Annotated in this window: 17 protein-coding genes; 7 read left to right on the top strand and 10 right to left on the bottom strand. The window is 53.5% G+C overall.

What is annotated here, in order from left to right:
- Positions 1 to 2: 2 nt before the first annotated feature.
- The 3 genes from WLZ34_RS04665 to WLZ34_RS04655 are packed head-to-tail and all read left to right on the top strand — an operon-like array spanning position 3 to position 2,652.
- Complete coding sequence (locus tag WLZ34_RS04665; protein WP_434731937.1) at positions 3 to 896, top strand: transcriptional regulator; 894 nt, start codon at positions 3 to 5, stop codon at positions 894 to 896.
- Between the two features lie 6 nt (positions 897 to 902).
- Positions 903 to 1,454: a nucleoside-triphosphatase gene (locus WLZ34_RS04660; RefSeq protein WP_434730923.1), complete on the top strand. Its 552-nt coding sequence runs from the start codon at positions 903 to 905 to the stop codon at positions 1,452 to 1,454.
- Positions 1,455 to 1,458: 4 nt separating this feature from the next.
- Positions 1,459 to 2,652: a N2,N2-dimethylguanosine tRNA methyltransferase gene (locus WLZ34_RS04655; RefSeq protein ID WP_434730922.1), complete on the top strand. Its 1,194-nt coding sequence runs from the start codon at positions 1,459 to 1,461 to the stop codon at positions 2,650 to 2,652.
- A gap of 5 nt (positions 2,653 to 2,657) precedes the next feature.
- On the opposite strand, the gene WLZ34_RS04650 is transcribed toward WLZ34_RS04655, so the two are convergent.
- From WLZ34_RS04650 to WLZ34_RS04630, 5 genes are all read right to left on the bottom strand, one after another.
- Positions 2,658 to 3,080, bottom strand: coding sequence for a MarR family transcriptional regulator (locus WLZ34_RS04650; protein WP_428727200.1), 423 nt, complete (start codon positions 3,078 to 3,080; stop codon positions 2,658 to 2,660).
- Between the two features lie 99 nt (positions 3,081 to 3,179).
- Positions 3,180 to 4,070, bottom strand: a complete 891-nt coding sequence (locus WLZ34_RS04645) for a TFIIB-type zinc ribbon-containing protein (protein ID WP_434730921.1) — start codon at positions 4,068 to 4,070, stop codon at positions 3,180 to 3,182.
- Complete coding sequence (locus WLZ34_RS04640) at positions 4,070 to 4,348, bottom strand: H/ACA ribonucleoprotein complex subunit GAR1 (RefSeq protein ID WP_434730920.1); 279 nt, start codon at positions 4,346 to 4,348, stop codon at positions 4,070 to 4,072. Before WLZ34_RS04640 ends, WLZ34_RS04645 begins: the two co-directional genes overlap by 1 nt.
- Positions 4,349 to 4,617: 269 nt before the next feature.
- On the bottom strand, positions 4,618 to 4,908 hold the full coding sequence (locus WLZ34_RS04635; protein ID WP_428727197.1) for a signal recognition particle subunit SRP19/SEC65 family protein: 291 nt from the start codon (positions 4,906 to 4,908) through the stop codon (positions 4,618 to 4,620).
- A 16-nt stretch (positions 4,909 to 4,924) separates the two neighbouring features.
- Positions 4,925 to 5,308, bottom strand: a complete 384-nt coding sequence (locus WLZ34_RS04630; protein WP_434730919.1) for a 30S ribosomal protein S8e — start codon at positions 5,306 to 5,308, stop codon at positions 4,925 to 4,927.
- 102 nt (positions 5,309 to 5,410) lie between these two features.
- Here WLZ34_RS04630 and uppS point away from each other — a divergent pair, with 102 nt between their 5' ends.
- A complete protein-coding gene (gene uppS, locus WLZ34_RS04625; protein ID WP_434730918.1) occupies positions 5,411 to 6,241 on the top strand; it encodes a polyprenyl diphosphate synthase in 831 nt (276 codons plus the stop codon).
- Here uppS and WLZ34_RS04620 read toward each other — a convergent pair whose 3' ends face one another.
- From WLZ34_RS04620 to amrS, 5 genes are all read right to left on the bottom strand, one after another.
- The gene (locus WLZ34_RS04620) at positions 6,242 to 7,150 is read right to left on the bottom strand and encodes a coiled-coil protein (RefSeq protein WP_434730917.1); all 909 of its coding nucleotides are present in this window, start codon (positions 7,148 to 7,150) and stop codon (positions 6,242 to 6,244) included.
- Positions 7,151 to 7,864, bottom strand: a complete 714-nt coding sequence (locus WLZ34_RS04615) for an acetate--CoA ligase family protein (protein ID WP_434730916.1) — start codon at positions 7,862 to 7,864, stop codon at positions 7,151 to 7,153.
- A complete protein-coding gene (locus WLZ34_RS04610) occupies positions 7,861 to 9,246 on the bottom strand; it encodes an acetate--CoA ligase family protein (RefSeq protein ID WP_434731936.1) in 1,386 nt (461 codons plus the stop codon). Before WLZ34_RS04610 ends, WLZ34_RS04615 begins: the two co-directional genes overlap by 4 nt.
- A gap of 63 nt (positions 9,247 to 9,309) precedes the next feature.
- Positions 9,310 to 10,089, bottom strand: a complete 780-nt coding sequence (locus WLZ34_RS04605) for an ATP/GTP-binding protein (protein ID WP_434730915.1) — start codon at positions 10,087 to 10,089, stop codon at positions 9,310 to 9,312.
- 14 nt (positions 10,090 to 10,103) lie between these two features.
- Positions 10,104 to 11,219 carry an AmmeMemoRadiSam system radical SAM enzyme gene (amrS, locus tag WLZ34_RS04600; protein ID WP_434730914.1) on the bottom strand — a complete coding sequence of 372 codons (1,116 nt, stop codon included), beginning with the start codon at positions 11,217 to 11,219 and terminating at the stop codon, positions 10,104 to 10,106.
- A 58-nt stretch (positions 11,220 to 11,277) separates the two neighbouring features.
- Here amrS and prs point away from each other — a divergent pair, with 58 nt between their 5' ends.
- From prs to WLZ34_RS04585, 3 genes are read left to right on the top strand one after another with little or no spacing between them, the layout of a single operon-like run.
- Positions 11,278 to 12,177, top strand: coding sequence for a ribose-phosphate diphosphokinase (gene prs / locus WLZ34_RS04595; protein WP_434730913.1), 900 nt, complete (start codon positions 11,278 to 11,280; stop codon positions 12,175 to 12,177).
- On the top strand, positions 12,174 to 13,172 hold the full coding sequence (locus WLZ34_RS04590) for a TRM11 family SAM-dependent methyltransferase (RefSeq protein ID WP_434730912.1): 999 nt from the start codon (positions 12,174 to 12,176) through the stop codon (positions 13,170 to 13,172). The genes prs and WLZ34_RS04590 overlap by 4 nt, the downstream gene beginning before the upstream one ends.
- A complete protein-coding gene (locus tag WLZ34_RS04585; RefSeq protein ID WP_434730911.1) occupies positions 13,169 to 13,921 on the top strand; it encodes a ribonuclease Z in 753 nt (250 codons plus the stop codon). Before WLZ34_RS04590 ends, WLZ34_RS04585 begins: the two co-directional genes overlap by 4 nt.
- Positions 13,922 to 14,041 lie beyond the last annotated feature (120 nt).

The raw sequence follows: 14,041 nt of genomic DNA, 5'->3' as shown, positions 1-14,041 counted from the left end.
TGATGAAAAGCAGAGTACTAGAAGAGCTCACAGAGGAAACGCTCGGAACCCTCAGCCGCGCCGGCTTTATTGTAGAGGAGATAGACTACCCCGAGGAGGGCCGTAGTGTAGACGTCGTTGGTAGGTCTGGAGACAAGAAGGTAATTCTGAAAGTGGTTTACGACTCGGCTAGGGTGAGTAAGAGGGAGATAGAGGATCTAAAGAAGCTCTCCGCAACCTACAGATCGTCGGTTCTAATAGTGTCGGAGAAGTACTGGAAGACCGAGATGGAAGACGACGTTGTCTACGTTAGAAACGACATCTACGTTGTCAACAAAAACCTCCTCCGGGACTACCTGTTGAAAAGCAGTAAGCCCATAGTGCTCAACGTGAGAGGGAACTACCTGGTCAGAATAAGCAGCAAGGGGTTTGCGAAGAGGAGGCTAGAGCTGGGCCTTTCAAGGAGTGAAGTCGCTAATAGGCTCAACATATCTCGGGAGGCGGTGTACCAGTACGAGACCAGGCGCTCGATGACGTCTGTCCAGACAGCTATTAAGATAGCCGAGCTCTTGGGCGAGGAGGTGTTCGAGGAGATAGACCTGCTCAACGAGAGCGTGTTCGACCGGTACGATACCCGTTCTGAGAGCCCGCTCCTAAACGAGTTACTAAGTCTCGTGAACGTCAGGGACGCCAAGCTCTACTCCTTCACAACGACACCTGTAGACGCTGCTATTGTCAAGGACGAAAAGGCGGTCTCGATAGTGAGGTTGACGGGGTTCAGCAGAAGCGAAGTCGAGCTCAAGGCGGATAACGCTGTGAAGCTAACTAGCATTACAAGGTCTACACCGCTGTTCATACACGACGAGAGGAGGATTGAAAGGGTCGGGGAGGCTCTGAGAGAGATACTCGGTGAGTAGCTGGGGATGGGCTACACCCTCGTGATAACGGGCAGGCCCGGAGTGGGGAAGTCCACGCTTTTCAACAAGATCGTAGAGGCGTTAAAGAGCAGTGGACTAGCCGTCGCGGGATTCATAACCTTCGAGGAGAGAGATCCCACGGGTCTGAGAGTGGGGTTCAAGATCCTCGACTTGAAGTCGAGGTCGTGGGCCTGGCTTGCCAGGAGAGACAACCCGTCCCCTGTACGGGTCGGTTCCTATGGCGTGTTCGTCGAAGAAGCAAACAAGGTCGTCGAGATGGCCCTCAAAAAGGAGGCTGTAGTGAACAGCGACGTCATATGCGTGGACGAGGTTGGCCCCATGGAGCTAAAGCTCCCGAGCTTTAAACCCCTGCTCATCAGTGCCCTTAAACTGGGTAAGCCGGCTATCCTCGTAGTTCATTACAGGCTGTCTGACCCCGACATACTGAGGTTTATTGACAGGTCCGAGAAGGTAACGCTCACTCTCGAGAACAGGGACGAGCTAAACCGTGTACTGCCCTTAGTAGTCTTGGAGAAAGTCAGGGGGAAGAGACCGTAAGGACATGACTAGCAGGCTGTTAAGTAAAACCATCGTAGTGGAAGAGGGCTTAGCAAAAGTATACGTGCCCGACCTCTCAGAGTACGTGAGAGAGGACGGAGTAGTAGAGCCTTCCTGGATGCCCGTATTTTACAACCCCTCGGCTAAGTTCTCTAGGGATGTAACCGTACTCGTCGCAAAGACGTACTTTAGTGGTAGGGAGTTCTTCTTCCTCGACCTTCTCTCGGGTACTGGCGTGAGAGGGATCAGGCTGTCGCTTGAGGCGGGAGGTTTAGGGGTACTGAACGACGTGGACCCTCGGGCATACGACTACATAACCGAGAACATCAAGTTCAACAAGCTGGACGACAGACTCGCAGCGTTCAATATGGAGGCCAACGCTCTAGCCAACCTCTTGACCTTCACGGGTGTAGTCGTTGACTACGCCGATGTAGACCCCTACGGCTCGCCGATACCCTTCCTCGAGAGCGTTCTAAAGCCGTTGGGGAAGAAGGCACTACTGGGCGTCACAGCCACAGACAAGGGACCCCTGACCTGCGTGAACAAGGAGAAGACGCTCAAGAGGTACTGGTTAGAGTGCCACAGTGTCGACTTCGCGAACGAACTTGGGATAAGAGTTTTGACGTACGTTACAGCCTTGAGGGCCTCAGCCCTTAACTACGCTATCACACCCCTGCTGTACCTCAGTAAGGCCCACTACTACCGCGTCTTCTACCTGGTCGAGCGTAGGAACCCGTACGAGGAGATTTCTAGGTGTAAGGGGTACGTATGGTACTGCCCGGATACCCTTGAGAGAGGGCTCTCAAAGACCGGCGAGCCGGACTCGAGCTGCAAAGGGGGGAGGAGGCCCGTGGTGATCGGCCCCCTATGGGTGTGTCCGCTGGGCAGCAAGGAGTTCGTTGACCGAGTAGCCGGAAACCTCGAGAAGACACCCTATCTCGAGAGCAGAGACGTGCTGAAGTACGTCAGCTTGTTGAAGAGCGAGGTCGAGGTGAACGTCCCGTACGTAAGGCTAGATCTCCTCTGCAAGAGGGTTGGAGTCAACATGCCGAACATGGACTCACTCGTCGAGAGGCTGAGAAGCATGGGTTTCAAGGCCTCGAGGACGCACCTTGACTACAGGGGTGTGAAGACCGATGCCCCTCTAGACGTTCTGACAAGCGCCATAAGGGAGACGAGTGGAGCTAGTTCCTCGTGACTGGCTCAACGCGTGCTTTTGGTTTGTCCGTGTCTCAGGACCCACTCGTTTATGAACTGGCAGTTCACTGGGTCGTAGAACCCGCCTTCATAGCACCTGTTGATGAAGGGGCAGGATACGCACGGTATGTCGAGCACCTCGTCAACCAGCCTACTAACAACGAGCTTCCCGAGGCGCCCAGCCTGGAGACCCGTCTTCTGTACTCTGGTTAAAGTGTCTGCTACGAGTGTAATTCTGTAAGTCCTCTTACCCTTGTATGTAACGGGCTCTCTCTTAATGACTCCTTCCTCCTCGAGCTTCTTCAAAGCCTTTGACAACTCCTTACTAGTCAACCCAAGCTCTTTCCACAACTCGCTCTGCAGAACATCCTTGCCCTCGTTTGAGAGTAAGAACCCGATTATTCTCTCGCTTACTGAATCCTTCGACATGAAAATTCGACCTGTCACTGAAGTCGCTGTTGAGCCAATATTTTATTCTATCATTAGAGGCTTATAATTTGACATGAGAAAAACACGAAACCGTTAGAACTACATCGAGATCACTATGTCTAGGTTTCTGACTATCTCGCTATAGGAATTCCTGATCGCCACGTCGGTCAACCCTACCGTCCTAGCGATGTCTAGTTGAGTCCTCCTGTTCCCAGTCAGGATAGCGGCCACGTAAACGGCTGAGGCTGCGAGGCTTGAAAGCCCCTTACCGCTCACGAGCCCCGTGCTCGTGACTTCTGCCACTATTTTATTGGCGACGAACTCGACTTCTGGGGGTAGGTTGGAGCTCTTCACTATGTAGGAGATGATCGTTTGGGGCTCGTTCCTCACCAGTTTCTTGTTCAGGTTCTTGACGGACTCGCTAACCATCTTAATAGCATTCCACACCTCCTGCGGTTCGAGCCCAAGCTCGCTAGCAAACTGCTTAAATGGTCTTGGGTAGCCGTGGATCTTGTAAGACAGGTACAGCGAGGCCGCGGCCAGCCGCTTGAGCGTCTTCTCCTTAAAGTTCTTGCCTGCGACCGCCTCCCTGAGAATCTCGCCCGCCGTCTCGGCGACTGCGGTAGGCGGCTTTATCAACTTGACTAGGTCGTTGAGGTGCTTGAGCGCCTTCTCGACGACCCTCTCGCCCTTGCTAACCCTGACGTCTTTCTGTCTCGCGACCCAGCCCCTGCCCTCCTTCACGTGGTTGACGATCTTACCGGCTATCTCTGTCCCCCCGATACCCCTGTCGTGAACCCTGTTCGTGTAGGAGCCGCTTACTCTGGGGGTGGCCTCGTCCTTTATCAGAGTCTCAATACCGTAGTCGATAGGTCTCTCCTCTAGGACTGTTCCGCAAACAGGACAAACATACGCGTTCTCAGAGTAGTCGAAGACTATGTTTTGATTACCGCACACCGGGCATCTCAGAACGGCCGTCTCGATCTTCATCATTGGGTCTCTCCCCCTTGCTTCCTAGCGCCCCTTCTCTGAGCGGGCTCGTAGTACACGTTGTAGTCGCGTATTGTAGAGGCCAGGTCCCTAGACTCCAGTTTAACGATTACCCTGGGGTCGTCAACTCTCCCTACTATGTCGACTACTTTTCCAAGCCTCCGAAGATTGGAGTCGTACACGAGGCTGCCTATAAGATCCTCCCGGACGTTCACGGATGGCCTTACCACCAGGATCCCATTCTTGCCCACGACTTCTACGAAACCCAAGCGCCTCAAACCCTGACTGAACCTCCTGTGGTAATACCTTGTTGACACGGTATTTAACCAGGGACCCTATAATACCTACGACACAACCGTTTTTTGTAGTATTGTTTCCCTCAATCGGGTGTTGGAATAAGAACGTAATACACTATATATGAGATATAATCACGTAATACGACCTAATCATGTGGAGGGACGGGTTAAGCGGTCACAACCCTAATTTCGAGTAGGCCCCCTTCCGAGGACTGGGTTAAGCGTACTGGTAGCTGGGATATTGAAAGCTCTTAGCCCCTCATCTTCTTCAGCTCCATGGATAAGAGCTTGAGAAGCCTCGTCTTGTTAAAAACCTTGTTTACAACGACTCTACCAGCCTTCCTCCACATTCGAGGGTACTTCTTGTCCGCCTCGACCTCCACCTCAAACCCTAGGCGCCGGGCTGCTTTCTCGATCTCCTCTAACGTGGGGTTCGGCACGCAAATCGACTTTGGAACCCTCCTTCCACTGCTCCGAGAACTCGAACAATCGATGTAGTGAGGGTATATGACGACCTTTCTTTTCTCGTACTCCCTACTCACTACGACACCGTGTACTCTACTTTACCAGCACCCCGTTCAAAACTCCGTCTTGCCCTGGCCTCGAAACGATTTTGACCAGCCCTACCTCAGTCTTAACGACCGCACCTTTAACGATTATCTTAGACCTCGCTAACTGGGGGTTAGACGGGACATTCACGACGTCTAGGATCTTGACTTTCCTTACACGCTTCTCTTCTGGCAGGTAAACGTTGACATAGGCTGCTCTCTTCAGCTTTACCTTGGTGTTCCCGCCCACAGTCCTAACGATCTTCCTCTCCTCCTCTCCCGCCAGGGTTGTGTTGATGGGCGGGCCTCCTAACTCGTATTTCCTCTTGTCCCTGCGTCGTCCTTTCTTACCCCCCGTTATCTTTTTGAAGTCGTTACCTTGGTAGTACGACATCGACAGCACCTTCCTCTTTCTAGAGTTTGAAGCCGGCTTATAAACTTCTTTAAGTGGTAAACCTAATGCATAAAACCTGGCAAAGTTCAGGGAAGCAGAGACATGCGCAGATTGCTCGCCTCTTCTCAGAGAAGGCTGGAGAGATTCGCTTTCAGGGTACTAAGCTTCTTCGAGAAAAGAGTTCTTGAAGACGTCTACGAGAGGTGGCTGTGGCTCCAGATCAAAGACGGCCCGTTCCCTACACACATAGGCATAATCCCGGACGGGAACCGTAGGTGGGCCAAAAAGCGCGGTTTAGACCCTTTAACAGGGCACGAGAATGGCTACGAGAGGATTAAGGAGGTCTTGAACTGGATCTGGGAGCTCGGTGTGAGGTACGTAACGATCTATGCTATGAGTAGCGAGAACTGCATGTTCAGGAGCCGCGAGGAGTTCTATCACCTGCTCTCCCTGCTCAGGAGGGGAATTAGAGAGATACTGGAGTCGGGCGAGATCGATGAGAAGAGGATCAGAGTCAAGGTGATCGGAGATCTAGACATGCTCCCACCGGACCTTGTCGACGAGATCAGGAAGCTCGAGGAGAGGAGTAGCTCGTACAAGGACAGGACTTTGATGATCGCCGTATGTTACGGCGGTAGACACGAGATAGTCGAGGCCGTTAAGAAGATTATTAAAGAGTACGAGGCGGGGAAGGTCAGCCTAGACGAAATAAACGAGGAGACTTTCTCGAAATACTTGATGACCAGCGATATCCCAGACCCTGACTTGATTATAAGGACGAGCGGGGAAGTGAGGATAAGTAACTTCCTGTTGTGGCAGGCCGCCTACAGCGAGCTCTACTTCTGCGATGCTTACTGGCCCGAATTCAGGAAAATAGACTTCTGGAGAGCTATAAGGAGCTACCAGGCCCGCGAGAGGAGGTTTGGGAGGTGATCACGCCTCTTCGCTCAACTCGTCGGGGTTCGAGTAGAGCAACTTGAGATCCTCGAACGTGAGCTTCTTAACACCCGACTTCAACTTCTCTTCGACCTGCCTCTTCTTCTCCTCGATTATCTTAGAGGTCTTCGCTCTTCTCAGCTCTTCTACCTTCTTGTTATACATCTCCCTTAACTCCCCTAGTCTAGACCTGTACTTCTCGATTTCCCCGTTGATTTCGTCTAGCCTCTTCTGCTTCTCGTTTATCGTGTTCGTTAGGTCGTTAACAGCCTTCGCTTTCTCGGTCAACTCTTGCCTCATCTTCGTGAGACTCTCTTTAGCTTTCCCAACCTCCTCCGTCAACACGCCTATCTTGTTCCTCAGGTCGCTTATCTGTACACGCAGTGATGTTATGTACGCTCTCAGTTCCAGGTACTGGTTCTTCTCGTTTACAGCCCTACGCGCTTTCTCGAGTAGCCTCTCGTAGCGTTTTATCCTATTGATGATCTCGTTTTCCTGCTCGAGTGATAGAACTCTCGTCTGCAGACTCCACTCGAGCCTGTTTATCTCGTCGACGATGGCGCTTATAGGTATCCTGACCTCCTTGTTCAGGTTCTCTACCTCGATCTTCTTGCTTCTAGCTAGCTCTATAAGAGAAGAGTACTCCTCCTTCTTCGACTTCAGCTCCCCGATTAGTCTCCTCCTCTCCTCCACCAGCCCCTTGTACTTCTCCTTCAGGCCCTTGTACTCCTCCTTTAGTTTTTTGATGTTCTCGATCAGCCCTCTACGCTGGGTCCTTAGAGTTTTCAGCTCTGCTATTAGCCCGGCTCTCTGCTCTTTAAGCTGAGATATCAAAGCCCTCGTCTTGGAAATCTCGTCTCCTATTGCCGTAAGAGACGGGTCCCCGTTAAAGCCGTTCTCGGCCACTCAACGATTCACCACACTAGCTCTACTGACTATGACTCTAGCGTCGACGACAACCGCCCCACGGCTATAGGCTATTACAGGATTTAAATCGACCGAGATAATATAAGGATTATCCTCCATCAATTTAGAGAGCGATACGATCATGCCGGCGATAGCCTCCTTGTCCACGGGGGGTTGCGACCTGTACCCTTCGAGTATTCTACTCGCCTTGATCTCCCCTAGCATCTCGATAGCGTCCTGGTAACTGACGGGGGCCACTCTAAAGGTGACGTCTTTTAGAACTTCCACGAATATGCCGCCGAGCCCGAACATAATGACTGGGCCGAACACCTGGTCGCGTGTAGCTCCAATAATCACCTCTACGCCTGGCGGCATCATTTTCTGCACGAGGAAGCCTGTCAGCCTAGCCCCGGGTTGCCTCTCCCTGACGTTCTTCGCTATAGCCTCGCAAGCACGCTCGACTTCCTCGCCGCTCTCCAAGCCTAGTACAACACCGCCAACGTCTGTCTTGTGACTAATATCGGGCGAGACGACCTTTACAACGACCGGGTAACCAATCTTGTCTGCGACCTCCCTGGCCTCACGGCCGCTCTCCGCGAAGCCGTAGTCGGCAACTCTGATGCCGTACAGCTCCATTAACCTCATTGCTTCGTGCTCGAGTAGCTTAGACCTCCCCTCTCTCAGCGCCGCCTCGACGATACTGCCGGCGTTCAAGACACGCCACCTTGTATTCTAATTCGCGAGTAAGTATATAAAGCACTCAAAGCCCTCGCAAGCCTCTCGGGGGACTCGAACACCGGTATGCCGTTCTCCTCGAGGAACTTCTTGTACTTCAGCGCGAGCTCTCCTCCTATTAGGACTACGAGCAGAGGTTTGCCGTACACCTTGGCCTTCACAAGGTATTCGAAGAGCTCGCCTCTCAGGCCCGGGATCTGGGGTAGAGCTACTACGACGACCGCGTCCACGTCGTTTCTCGGCAGCAGCTCGTTCAACACGGTAATGAACCTCTGGTCGTCTGTATCACCGGTCAAGTCTATCGGGTTCTCGACTATGCAGTGAGGCGGGAGAACACTCCTCAGTCCCTCCTTGAGGTCGGGTGGCGTCTGCGGTACCTCGAGGCCGTTGAGCTCGATGGCGTCTGTTAACATCACTCCTACACCACCTGCGTCGGTCACGATGTAGACCCTCCTACCCTTCATCAACGGCTGCGTGGACAAGACCTTGACGAGGTCCATAATCTCGTCGAAGCTGACAGCCTCTAGAAGCCTGCTCTGCTTGAAGACCGTTACGTAAAGAGTGTAGTCGCCGGCTAAGGCTGCCGTGTGGCTGGCTGCGGCGATACCCCCTCTCTTGGTCTTACCCGCCTTGTAGACAACGACGGGCTTAACCCTTGAAACCTTCCTCGCGGTGTCGATGAAGTCTCTTCCCCGCCCTTCTCTGACACCCTCCAAGTAGAGGAAAATAACGTTGGTGGTAGGGTCTTCCGCTAGGTAGTTCAGCAGCTCGACCTCGTCTACGTCGATCTTGTTCCCGAAGCTTATGGCCTTCGAGAGGCCGTAGCCGTGGTGCGCCATCCAGTCAAGCAACGCCGACGCGAAAGCGCCGCTCTGGCTTATCACACTCACGTAACCCCTGGGCGGCCTCCTCATTTTGTCTTCTGGAAGGAAGAAGGTGTCAACACCACTCCAGTTGTCTAGCACCCCTATACAGTTAGGCCCTATCACCCTAATACCGTGTCTAGCGGCGACCCGCTTTACCTCGTCCTCGAGCATGGCACCCTCTTGAGTACCGGTCTCCCTGAACCCCCCGCTTATTATTATAGCGCCCTTCACGCCTTTGACGCCCGAGTCTTCCAGTACCCCAGGGACTGTCCTAGCGGGGGTGGCTATCACTACTAAGTCCACTCGCCCCGGTATCTCCTGCACGCTCGCGTAGGCCTTTAGCCCGAGGATCTCCTGGTAGTGCGGGTTAACCGGGTATATCTCGCCCTTGAACTTGTTCTTGAAGTTCTCCAGTATTACCCTGCCTACCTTACCCTCCTTAGGGGTCGCCCCCACGACCGCTACGCTCGAGGGGTTGAAGAAGAACTCGAGCACCGAGAGCACCACTATCACGTAATTTTGGGCGAGGTAAAATAAGATTTGTCAACTAATCACGAGTCAGAGAACGGGGTTGGGCTCCTCTGTGTAGTAGTCCTCGCCGCCCGCCAGTACCCTCTGTAGGGCTGCGTAGAGCTCGTCGAGACCTTCTCCCGACACGTTCGAGACTTTCACGACATCGAAGAGCATGAGCTTCTCGAGCAATAACCCTATCTCGTCTTTACTCCATATGAGGTAACCCGGCGAATCGAGCGCCTCGGCCAGACTGTAGGGGTCTTCAAGGTACTCGCCTATCTTATCCAGCTCGTCGCCGGGTATCAAGTCCGTCTTCGTCACCACGTTTATCTGCGGGTATGCCAACCTGGCGTGGACAGAGGCCGATAAGAGGAGCGACGACAACAGGTTGTTTGGGTTCACGACCTGGAGACCGTCGATTAGGAACAAGGAGGCTCTCCTGTTATCACCTATTATCGAGTTGAGTATGATCGGCCCCGTCTCCCTGAATGCGAACACCTCCATCTGACCCGGGGTGTCTATGATGAAGTAGTTTGGACGAAGCCCCTCGATTTCCTCTCTTAGGTCGTTTATTTTCAGAGCCAGCATATCCATCGAGGCTATGAGAGCCCCGTTGGGCCCGAGCCCGTACTTCTCCATGACCTCACGCGCGTCGACGTAGTCCCTCACGTCTACGTCCGGGTCATAGGGCAGTTTTTCCACGGCTGGATCGAGGTTCACGATCGCCGCGTCTAGGCTGTGGTCTTCCAGGTACTCGCGTAGACTCCCAGACAAGGTCGTCTTGCCACTGCCTGCTGTGCCCAGCACCACGATGTAGTATGGCATGAGCTACACCTGCATTAGATGTAGAAGAGCCTCCTACCAGCACTGCCCCAGTACTTCCCTTTGAAGTTCAGCTTGTACCCGCACTTGGGGCAGGTAAAGTCTTCTTTTAAGTTCCACTTGGTGATGAAGAACCCCTCTCTTTCGACAACAAGGGTGCCACACCTAGGACAATACGTGTTCTCTAGGGGGTGCCCCCACACGTTGCCTATATACACGTGCTTCAAGCCCTGCTCTTTGGCCAGTTTCGCCAGCTTCTCTAACGTCTTGGTAGGCGTAGGGGGCACGTCAGTCATGAGGTAGTCTGGGTGGAACCTCAAGAGGTGGAACGGCGTCTCGTCGCCGAGGTTTTCTACTATCCACTTGCTCAACTTTACTACGTCCTCTTCTCGGTCCCCGTAGACCGGTACCACCAGGTTCGTGATCTCGATCCACCAGCCTTGCCTCTTCATCTCGAGGATTGTGGAGTATATAGGGGAAGGGTCCCACACACCCATGAACTTCCTGTAGAACTCGACGTTGCCTCCAGCCTTGAAGTCCACAGTAGCAGCGTCCATGTAGGGCCCGATCTCCCTAACGGCCTCTTCGGTCATGTACCCATTTGTTACCATCGTGTTGAACAGCCCGTGCTCCTTCGCCAGTTTAGCAGTATCGTACATGAACTCGTAGAACACCGTCGGCTCGTTGTATGTGTAGCTTATCCCCTGACAGCCCAGCTGTAGAGCCCTCTCCACGACCTCCTCGGGTTCAAACGGCTCCCCGTATAGCCTCTCTCTCCTAGACTGGCTCAAAACCCAGTTCTGACAAAACCTGCAGTAGAAGTTGCAACCCACAGTCGATATCGAGAAAACACAGGCGCCAGGGTTGAAATGCATTAGGGGCTTCTTCTCTATTGGGTCAGGGTTGGCGGCTGTCAGTAGACCGTAGACTAGCGTGTACAGAATACCGTCCTTGTTATACCTGACGCCGCAGGCCCCGTACGCCCCGGGTACTATCACGCACCTCTTGTGGCAAAGATTGCACTTGACACGCCCTCCCTCGAGGCGCTGGTAAAACATCGCCTCTCTTACACCAGGTCTCTCAAGCAAATACACCTGAACACCCTCCAATGTGTATTGATTAGAGAGTCTCATAAACGTGTGGTTACGGTTTATTATTCCCGTGCGTTATTCCTCTCTTGGTGAGACCTCTTTGCTGATCGTACCGGGCTCCAACTTCACAAGGCAGTCGATGGAGCTGGCTAAGCGCCTCGGGGTAGAAGTGGTCGAAGTCGAGAAGAAAGTCTTCCCCGATGGAGAGGTCTACGTGAGGCTCAAGGGCCTGCCGTCCGACCTCGGCTCCACCTGCGTCGCAGTGGCAAACACCATGTACCCGAGTCAGGACACCGCTCTGGTCGAGACGCTCCTGCTATTAAACGCGGTTCACAAGGCGGGCGGGAAAGACGTTGTTCTCGTCGCACCATATCTCCCGTACATGAGGCAAGACAAGGTGTTTCTCCAAGGAGAGCCCGTATCAGCGGAGGTAGTCCTAGAGGTGTTAACGAGAACAATAAAACGGGGTCTGGTAGTCGATGTACACAACCCAGGTGTTCTCGAGAGTAGGCCCTGGACCAATATACTCGTATCCGACATGCTAGTAGCCCAGGCTTTGAAGTACGTCACCGACCCCATTGTCATGGCCCCGGACAAGGGGGCCTTGGAGAGAGCCGGTTTTGCCGCCAGCAAGCTGAACCTGGAGTTCGACTACTTGATAAAAGAGAGAGACAGAGTGACCGGTGAAGTCACTGTGAAGCCGAAGAGCGTGAGCGTGGCGGGGAGAGACGTGGTGATCGTAGACGACATAATAAGTACCGGCGGGACGTTAGCGGAGGCCGCTAAGTTCCTGCGTTCGCAGGGAGCACGCAGGATCGTCGTGGCAGCCACGCACGGCCTGCTGGTCGGTGGAGCCATGCGGAAAATGGACGAGGCCGGGTTCTCTAAAATAATACTCGCAGACACCTTAGGAGTCACTCACATCAGCCCGAGCATCCTTTACGTAAGCGTAGTGGAGAGGATAAGCGGTTTCCTGAGAGAGGTCTGTTTAGAGAGATGAGTACCCTCTACTACGTCTTGTCCGGCGAGAACGAGGACGTCTCGGAAAGCGAGCTCAAGACACTCCTGGAACTCTACGACAGTGGACACAGCGTCTTCTGCTGGCCGATGATATGCGTGGTGAGACACTCGAACGAGAGTGCTTGGGCAAAGGTTGCTGAGAGAGCCAGTAATGTGCGGGAGGTCGGCCAGGTATACGACTTCGAACCTCTACCCGGTTGGGAGGACGTGAACTTATTAGCCGGTAAGCTCAGGGACCTGGCGAAGGGCTCCGAGTGGATCCACGTAACACAGCTCCACGGTTACTTGGAGGACGAGGAGCTGAAGAGGCTAGAGGGGGTGTTAGAGGAGAAAACCGGGCTGACGACCAGGTACCGTCGGGGTCCCTCTCTAAGGCTCATTTTCTCGGGCGGGGTTGTCGTAGTGGGTAGGGCGCTGTTCAGGGCTAAACGTAGACCGGTCTATACGAAGGTCTTCGACAGGAGTTTCGCCATTACTCCGTCGCTCGCGAGAACTCTGATAAACCTCTCAGCGGTTAAAGAGGGCGGGGTCCTACTCGACCCCTTCGCCGGAACAGGGACGATAATCCTAGAGGCGCGCTCGATCGGGGTGATCGGAATAGGGTTGGACATAGACTGGAGTATTATAAACGGGCTCGCGAGGAACCTGAGGCACAACAAGAACCCTTCTATACCTGTTTTGTCGGACGGGACTCGCGCCTCCTTCGCGAACATTGACGCCGTCGTCACCGACCCTCCCTACGGTAGAGGGGCTAGCACCAGGGGGGTTGAACTACGGGAGCTCCTCGAGAACTTCTTATCCAGGTCTCTCGAGAGTTTGGTTAGGTGGGGGAGGGTCGTGTTCATGGTCCCAGCGGAGGCCGAGCTCGAAGTAGACGACATAGTCACGCGTGTAGGTGGTTTAATAAAGAGTAAACACTATATGTACGTTCACAGTAGTCTAGCCCGAGTAATATACGTGGTCGTACCGGTTTGAACGGTAGGATTGTTTTCCTCGGGACGGGGGCGGCCATACCCATCAATAGGGGTCTACCCTGCCTAGCCCTCAAAGTAAACTCGTCGATCTACCTGCTAGACGCGGGTGAGGGCTGCCAACACAGGCTTTTCAAAGCAGGGCTCAGCCCACTCAAGGTCAAGACCGTCTTCATAACACACGGTCACGGAGACCACTACCTCGGCCTCTTCGGCTTAGTACAGTCAATGAACCTGCTGGGGAGGGATAGCGGGCTAAACGTGGTGGCACCAGAGCAGGTAGCACACCTGGTTAGTAGAGTCCTCGAGAACATGTTGGAGAAAGTAGGCTTCGAGATCAACATCGTAGTTGGCAAAACAGGGGAAGTGTACAAGGAGGACGACCTCGAGGTAACCCCATACCCGGTGTGCCACACCGTAGAAGCCCACGGCTACTTGGTTAGAGTCGGGGACAAGACTGTGAGCTACACAGGCGATACCAGGCCTTGCCCCAGCATAGTGGAGTACTCGAAGAACGCGAGCATCCTAATACACGAGGCTACATTCGCGAGCGAGTACTCGGAGGAGGCCCTGAAGCAAGGGCACTCTACAGCGAGGGACGCTGCTTTAGCCGCTAGAGAGGCCGATGTAGGGTTGCTAGTGCTCACACACCTTAGCTCCAGGTACAAGGACGACACCGCGATTTTTGTTGACGCGTACAGGTTCTTCAGGAAGTCAGTCGTTGCAAGAGACTACATGACCCTTATTCTTTAGCCGTTCAACTCGTCAGCTCTATGCTCCCCAATTAGTTTCGCCTTACTGCTTCGGGATTTAAAGGAGATGGCTTTTACTACATTACACAGTCCATTTAAAACTTGAATACTACTCAAGGGC

The sequence above is a fragment of the Thermogladius sp. KZ2Tp1 genome, assembly GCF_051131135.1.
Taxonomy (GTDB): Archaea; Thermoproteota; Thermoprotei_A; order Sulfolobales; family Desulfurococcaceae; genus Thermogladius.
Note: the sequence above shows the minus strand (reverse complement) of the source record. Positions and strands in the feature narration are given on the sequence as shown.

Excerpts from the sequence above, each read along its gene's own strand:
- WLZ34_RS04665 (WP_434731937.1), top strand. The coding sequence starts at position 3 with ATGAAAAGCAGAGTACTAGAAGAGCTCACAGAGGAAACGCTCGGAACC.
- WLZ34_RS04660 (WP_434730923.1), top strand. The coding sequence starts at position 903 with ATGGGCTACACCCTCGTGATAACGGGCAGGCCCGGAGTGGGGAAGTCC.
- WLZ34_RS04655 (WP_434730922.1), top strand. The coding sequence starts at position 1,459 with ATGACTAGCAGGCTGTTAAGTAAAACCATCGTAGTGGAAGAGGGCTTA.
- WLZ34_RS04650 (WP_428727200.1), bottom strand. The coding sequence starts at position 3,080 with ATGTCGAAGGATTCAGTAAGCGAGAGAATAATCGGGTTCTTACTCTCA.
- WLZ34_RS04645 (WP_434730921.1), bottom strand. The coding sequence starts at position 4,070 with ATGAAGATCGAGACGGCCGTTCTGAGATGCCCGGTGTGCGGTAATCAA.
- WLZ34_RS04630 (WP_434730919.1), bottom strand. The coding sequence starts at position 5,308 with ATGTCGTACTACCAAGGTAACGACTTCAAAAAGATAACGGGGGGTAAG.
- uppS (WP_434730918.1), top strand. The coding sequence starts at position 5,411 with ATGCGCAGATTGCTCGCCTCTTCTCAGAGAAGGCTGGAGAGATTCGCT.
- WLZ34_RS04605 (WP_434730915.1), bottom strand. The coding sequence starts at position 10,089 with ATGCCATACTACATCGTGGTGCTGGGCACAGCAGGCAGTGGCAAGACG.
- amrS (WP_434730914.1), bottom strand. The coding sequence starts at position 11,219 with ATGAGACTCTCTAATCAATACACATTGGAGGGTGTTCAGGTGTATTTG.
- WLZ34_RS04590 (WP_434730912.1), top strand. The coding sequence starts at position 12,174 with ATGAGTACCCTCTACTACGTCTTGTCCGGCGAGAACGAGGACGTCTCG.